This is a genomic window from Bacillus nitratireducens (assembly GCF_001884135.1).
In the GTDB taxonomy this organism is placed as follows: domain Bacteria; phylum Bacillota; class Bacilli; order Bacillales; family Bacillaceae_G; genus Bacillus_A; species Bacillus_A nitratireducens.
In genome coordinates this window covers 1-4,876 of sequence record NZ_MAOC01000044.1, presented here as the reverse complement: position 1 = coordinate 4,876, position 4,876 = coordinate 1, and the positions used below count along the sequence as shown (strand labels likewise).

General features: G+C 35.3%; 6 protein-coding genes and 2 pseudogenes. 7 read left to right on the top strand and 1 reads right to left on the bottom strand.

The genetic code is table 11. From position 1 onward, the window contains the following. Positions 1 to 227: pseudogene (locus BAU23_RS15615) on the bottom strand (IS6 family transposase); the annotation flags it as partial. A gap of 161 nt (positions 228 to 388) precedes the next feature. On the opposite strand from BAU23_RS15615, the gene BAU23_RS15610 reads away from it, so the two are divergent. The 7 genes and pseudogenes from BAU23_RS15610 to BAU23_RS29205 all read left to right on the top strand — a co-directional run. Next, positions 389 to 952 carry an SMI1/KNR4 family protein gene (locus tag BAU23_RS15610; protein ID WP_071734792.1) on the top strand — a complete coding sequence of 188 codons (564 nt, stop codon included), beginning with the start codon at positions 389 to 391 and terminating at the stop codon, positions 950 to 952. Positions 953 to 1,024: 72 nt separating this feature from the next. Then, positions 1,025 to 1,213: an RNA chaperone Hfq gene (gene hfq / locus BAU23_RS15605; protein ID WP_071734791.1), complete on the top strand. Its 189-nt coding sequence runs from the start codon at positions 1,025 to 1,027 to the stop codon at positions 1,211 to 1,213. Positions 1,214 to 1,777: 564 nt separating this feature from the next. Then, complete coding sequence (locus BAU23_RS15595; protein WP_071734789.1) at positions 1,778 to 2,947, top strand: serine hydrolase domain-containing protein; 1,170 nt, start codon at positions 1,778 to 1,780, stop codon at positions 2,945 to 2,947. 368 nt (positions 2,948 to 3,315) lie between these two features. Then, positions 3,316 to 3,630, top strand: a complete 315-nt coding sequence (locus BAU23_RS15590; protein WP_071734788.1) for a hypothetical protein — start codon at positions 3,316 to 3,318, stop codon at positions 3,628 to 3,630. A 12-nt stretch (positions 3,631 to 3,642) separates the two neighbouring features. Beyond that, the gene (locus BAU23_RS15585; RefSeq protein ID WP_071734787.1) at positions 3,643 to 3,909 is read left to right on the top strand and encodes a hypothetical protein; all 267 of its coding nucleotides are present in this window, start codon (positions 3,643 to 3,645) and stop codon (positions 3,907 to 3,909) included. 11 nt (positions 3,910 to 3,920) lie between these two features. Next, entirely contained in the window at positions 3,921 to 4,439 is a 519-nt protein-coding gene (locus tag BAU23_RS15580; RefSeq protein WP_071734786.1) for a hypothetical protein, read from the top strand. 354 nt (positions 4,440 to 4,793) lie between these two features. Continuing rightward, positions 4,794 to 4,876 (top strand): annotated as a pseudogene (locus tag BAU23_RS29205) (IS200/IS605 family transposase); the annotation flags it as partial.

Below are 4,876 nucleotides of genomic sequence, written 5' to 3'. Positions count from 1 at the left end.
ATCCAGGTGCCAAGACAGCTGCACAGATTTGTTTTTCTTTTTCCAAATCTGATAAATGAGATTTCCATATTCATGAACCCATCGCATGATGGTAGTGGGATCGACCGATACACCACGTTCTTTCAAAATTTCAGATACATCTCGATAACTTAAAGAAAACGATGATAGTAGCCGACGGCTACCAAAATAATATCTTGTTTAAACTGTTTTCCTTTAAAATATCCCATTTATGATTCTCCTCATTCTGTTTTGCAAAAGTTTAGCTTACTTTTAAAAACTTTGCAACAGAACCATAAAAGTTCTACTGAAATTGAGTTAATTCCAACAGATTTCCATGCTAATATACCACATATAGGCTCAGCATCAGATTAAAGAGGAGGAAAATAAAATGAACAAAATAATAAAGCAAGTATTAAATGAAATAATTGATTCGGAAATGGTAGTATCAAAAAAAGAAGATGCATATAAGTCAATCGAAACAATTGAACGAATATATGGTATAGATTTACCATTAGACTACAAAGAGTTTTTGCTTGAATATGGAGGGTGTTTTATTAAGGATAATAGAATGTACCAGCCAATTAAAGTTACCCCTGTAACTCCCAAGAATGGTTTTGACTCGATAGGTGGCTTTTATGGTATTACTAGTGATGCCTATGAAATTGAATCAATCATTCAAACTTATAAGGATATTTTAGGAAGTAGTGTAATGCCTATTGCAGATGCAGACGGGGGAGATTTAATATGTATAGGCTTAAAAGATAAATACAGGGGTAAAATTTATTATTGGTATCATGAAGGTGAAACAATAAACGAAGATGGAAAAGAATATTATTATCTTATAGCAAACTCTTTTGAAGAATTTATTTTAAAATTTTCAATTCATGAAAGAAAAAATGTAAATTTAGATGACATCGAACTCTTTTTAGACGAAGATTTATTAAAAGATTAAATAATACCCAACGGTGAAAAGCAGCAGGTATTAGAAGAAAAGTAAATACAATCAAACCAGGGGGCGCATTTCATGTTTAATTTACAAGAAGATATGTATGAACAATTGAAAGAGAAAAAAGGGGAAGTCACTGTATTTTTAAAAAATGGCGTTCCAGTACGTGGACAGATTCTTGCAACAGATAAATTTGCCATTCTAATGATGGTTCATGGTAAGCAACAGCTAGTCTATAAACAAGTCATTTCTACAATTGCTATGTAATACATACTGGATTTATGTAAACATTTCCTTATATTATATTATTACCATATAAACTATAATATAAGTAATTCTTTTTATTATTTATATTTTGTTATTTCCTGTTGCAGAATCCTTATTATAAGGATTCCTTTTTTGTATCAAGAATCTACAAAAAAGAGATAAGATCGGAGAGTATGATCTTATCTTTGGCGTACCACCACACTGCCATCAACTTAAGAATTTTATAAGGCCCCAAAACAAAAGAATGTACATTTTCCCCTGAAGATGTCAATTTTTTCGTTTTGGGGTATTTGCTTTTCTTAGCTTGATGGTGATAGTGATGGAGTGACAACTTTGTAATCTTCTTGTAAGGAAAATAGATATTTAGAATCTTCCGTTTATTATAGAGTGAAGGAGTACAAGGTTAATTTTACCCCGCATTAACGGGCAGTAAGACCCACACGGATTAAAGCTTCACTTTATTGTTGGTTTTTTGTCATTGGTAGAGATGATAGCTGTGTGGTTAGTATGAAGCAGCAAACAAACAACCAGCGATACAATATGAATAGAGGAGAGGAATGCCTTATGAAAACACGTAGTCAAATTACATTTGCAAGTCTGGCTCTTTTAATAACGGGAAGTTCCCTGCTATACACATCGCCAACCTCAATTGTAAAAGCAGAGCCCACCCAAAATGTATCTAGTTTGTCACATACAAGCACTCAACGAGATCGTAATTCCGTCAAGCAAGCAATGCGGGATACATTGCAACTTGGATTTCCGGGGATACTTGCTAAAACTTCTGAGGGTGGAAAAACGTGGGGTTATGCCGCTGGGGTAGCGGATCTGAGAACCAAGAAACCAATGAAAACAGATTTTCGCTTTCGCATTGGGAGTGTGACGAAGACGTTCACCGCAACAGTTGTACTTCAATTAGTTGGAGAGAACCGCCTGAATCTAGACGACTCCATCGAAAAATGGTTGCCTGGTGTCATTCAAGGAAACGGATATGATGGTAACCAGATTACTATCCGGCAGATATTGAACCATACAAGTGGTATCGCTGACTACTTAAATTCAAAAGACGTTGATCTGATGAATACAAAAAAAACATATACCGCTGAAGAAATAGTGAAGATTGGGCTTTCTCTGCCTCCAGACTTCGTCCCTGGAAAGGGCTGGTCTTATTCAAACACAGGATACGTATTACTGGGTATCCTTATTGAAAAAGTAACCGGAAACAGCTATGCGGAAGAGATTGAAAATCGGATTATTGAACCGCTTGAGTTGTCGAATACATTCCTACCTGGCAATTCAAGCGTTATTCCAGGCACTAAGCATGCCCGTGGATATGTCCAACCAGACGGAGCAAGTGAGTTAAAAGACGTTACTTATTATAACCCAAGTATAGCTAGCTCGGCTGGAGAGATGATTTCTACTGCGGACGACTTAAACAAATTCTTTTCTTCCTTGCTCGGTGGCAAATTACTGAAGGAACAGCAACTAAAACAAATGCTTACTACAGTTCCTACAGGATTTGATGAAATCAGCGGATATGGTCTTGGAATCTATGAAACTAAGCTTCCAAACGGTGTCTCGATATGGGGACACACAGGTAGCATTCCAGGGTTTGTTACTCTTGTTGGAGGTACACTTGGGGGCAAGCATACGTTGACCATCAATTTTAACAGTACGGATAGAGCTAACAGTCCTGATCCTTTTAAAAATATTTTACTTGCTGAATTTAGCAAGTGAGCAAAAAGGAAAACAGGATAAATTTTGTCATAGTTTTTATAGGTATCACGCAATAACTTGAAAACTTACAAATTTATGCTATTTAAAAATATATGAACTTAAAGCACTTGATTGTCATTTATGGCAACAAGTGCTTTTTTCATAGATATATTAAGACTCGATAAACAAATAAAATATAAATTGTATATATGGATTGATAAATGAAATGAAATAAGTCGTGAATATTATATAAAAGATAAGACTTACTTAGGTAATATAGATAAAGAGTTATACAAGAAGTTAGACAAAGGCTCTAAAATAGAAGTACTAGAATATAAAGGAAAGACAATCATGTATGATAGTTACGATGTAAAGTAAGGGGGATTATATTGAAAAAGAAACGGTTTAGAATTGGTTGTATTGTAGTGTTTCTAGTGTGTACGTTCCTACTCATAGGGGTAGGAACGTACAACGAGATACAAGTCAGACAACATGGTAAGTCAAGTATAGCGGAAGTCGTAGACATGAAAGAGTACACACCTAGAGGGGTTAAGACTTATGAAATCAAGTACAAAGTAGATGGTGAAACGCACACAGGTAGCGTAAGTAAGAAAGTATACAAACGTTTAGACATTGGTTCTCGCATTGAGGTTGTTGAGTACAAAGGAAAGACTATGCTATTTGAAAGTTACGGTTCAAAGTAAGGGGTATGAATAGTGAATCATAGACGTAAGAAAAAGAAGAATCCAATACACGTAGAAAAAGTACCAAATAGGGTAGAACGCATAGGAAAAGAAGAGATACCGAAAGAGGAGCAGAGTAACAAGTTTGTTGACATTCTCCTTGGTATTCTTCTTTTCCCACTTATTATATGGGCAGTATTAGAAGGTTCTAGGGGAAAGTTAAGTAAAAAGGCAACTCTTGTGGTTATAAGTGTTATTGTTTTCATCTTAGTTGGGGTAGTTATAATAGGAAACAAATAAAGGGGTATGTTATGAGTGAAAAGAAATTCATAAACTTAGAGAAAGATCCAGAGTATGTAGACGACTATGTTGTATTTAAGAGTACAAAGTTTGGAAAAACCTACTACTTAGATTCACCTGTGAAAGAGTATACAGAGTATGAACTTGAAGAGTATATCATGAAACTTGAAGCATACAAGAAAAAGAGAAGGAAGAAGGCTTGGATGTATGTAGGTATTTTCGTCTTATTCTGTTTGGTCTTGTCAGTTATAGAGGGGTATCAAAACGATGAATTAGTTAAAAACGGCAAAGTAAAAGAGGTTATGGTTCTTGGGAAACACATTGAAGAAGAGTATATCATACTGAAACACCCTACTTTAGAGTTGTTTGACAATAACAAAATGAAAAAGATATGGGTGAAACAGGAACTTTACGATAAGGTATATCCGACTGACAAGGTACGAATCATTGAGTACAAAGGTGAAGTTAAGTTAGACCCTAGATATGAGGATAAAGACTTAGTCATACAGAAGTATAAGTTTGGGAGGTAATTGTAATATGGTTGAGTAAGGGGCATTTTATCGGCCTGCTATGGACCATGTAAATGTACCTCCCATGAAGGATTTCCCTTTGATTCATATAAGATACCGTCACGTTCCCGTTTGGACTTGCAACATAAGATACGATTTCGTTAGGAATATATATGCTTTATTCTCTTTTGTTTTATTTTTGCACCAGAACTCTTTAACGAATTCCTCGAAAGAATTCTCCTTCCTCAAGCGCGTGAAGGGCGTAGCCCGGCGGTAGGTGGGAGATGAATTTCGGTTTGGCGTAGCCAAAAGGCTTTGCTTTTTATTTTGCCTCTGATATAATCAGTCTTATAAAGTATAAAGGTTGGTATATCAATGAAATTAGATAGCAATAATCATTCAGTGTTCTTGTTGTATTATCATCTTGTGTTGGTCGTAAAATACAGAAGAAATGTGTT

What these genes read in the sequence shown, in the direction of transcription:
- BAU23_RS15580 (WP_071734786.1), top strand. Translation starts at nt 3,921, where the DNA reads ATGAGTGAAAAGAAATTCATAAACTTAGAGAAAGATCCAGAGTATGTA.
- hfq (WP_071734791.1), top strand. Translation starts at nt 1,025, where the DNA reads ATGTTTAATTTACAAGAAGATATGTATGAACAATTGAAAGAGAAAAAA.
- BAU23_RS15595 (WP_071734789.1), top strand. Translation starts at nt 1,778, where the DNA reads ATGAAAACACGTAGTCAAATTACATTTGCAAGTCTGGCTCTTTTAATA.
- BAU23_RS15610 (WP_071734792.1), top strand. Translation starts at nt 389, where the DNA reads ATGAACAAAATAATAAAGCAAGTATTAAATGAAATAATTGATTCGGAA.